The following is a 1,034-nucleotide window of genomic DNA, read 5'->3' as shown; positions in this document are numbered from 1 at the left end:
CACATACTTCAGCCGCCGATACCCAGGGTCCTGGGTGTCTATGCTGGGCATGTTGTGGAGTTGCTTGCGTAACTCTCGCACCTTGGCGCGGTCTCCGCGTTTTCGGGCGCTCCCCATTGCCGCCCACACCCGGTGAAAGGCGCGGCTCGGCTTCCTGACTCTTCCCCGAGTGTATTCAGGGATCAGAACCTTCTCGACGTACTCATCCATCTTGTGCAGGTAAATATTGGAGAGGATGGGTGAAACAACCCCGCCCTGCGGGCTCCCGCTGTGCGTGGCGTTCCAGATCCAGTCCTCCATGTATCCGGCCTTGAGCATGTTCCGCACCAGCCGAAGGAACCGGTTGTCGTGGATTTTCTCACCCAGGATTCGGAGCATGACCGAATGGTCAAGCCGGTCGAAGCACCGGGAAATATCGCCCTCGATGTACCAGATCGATCCCGTCCAGGTGTGAGCCACCTCGCGCAGTGCGGTGTGGCAACCCCGGCGGGGGCGGAAACCGTGTGAGGAGTCAGAGAACGTCGGCTCGTAATACGCCTCAAGAATTAGGCGGATCACCTCGCCGACGAGCTTGTCACTCCACGGAGGCAGGCCGAGCGGCCGCAGCTGTGAGCTGCCCCGCCCCTTCGGGATGTAGACCCTCCTGGCTGGGCTCCACCGATACCGCTCGCGGCGCAGCGCGTCGATGACGTGCTCAATCTTGCCCAGCGACATGCCGTCCACGGTCTCCCCGGTGACCCCGGGCGTCATCGCTCCCTTGTTGGAGTAAAGACGCCCGTAAGCCAGCAGATACAACTGCGGATTGAAGAGTTGTCGATACAGTTCGTCGCACGGCAGGCCACGCCTGCCGCGTTCACGGAGGACACCCAGCACCGTTTCGGCGCTCTGCATTTCGCATACCTCCCGATTCTGTGGTGCCCAATCACCTGGCCCCCTTCGCCCGATGCGAACGGCTTTCCCGTTCTCCTTGGCCGGTCGTGACTCCGGCGACTACTACGGGGCCTCCGTCGCCGTAGGAAGATCTCCTCCCGTAG

The 1,034-nt window shown here is 62.1% G+C and carries 1 protein-coding gene; it reads right to left on the bottom strand.

Features of this window, described 5'->3' with window-relative positions; genetic code table 11:
* Positions 1-891 (bottom strand): reverse transcriptase/maturase family protein (locus ACN6LB_RS45825; protein WP_445031101.1); only part of this gene is annotated, 891 nt, incomplete at its 3' end.
* Between the last annotated feature and the right edge of the window lie 143 nt (positions 892-1,034).

It is taken from the genome of Streptomyces sp. SAS_270, assembly GCF_052543295.1.
Note: the sequence above shows the minus strand (reverse complement) of the source record. Positions and strands in the feature narration are given on the sequence as shown.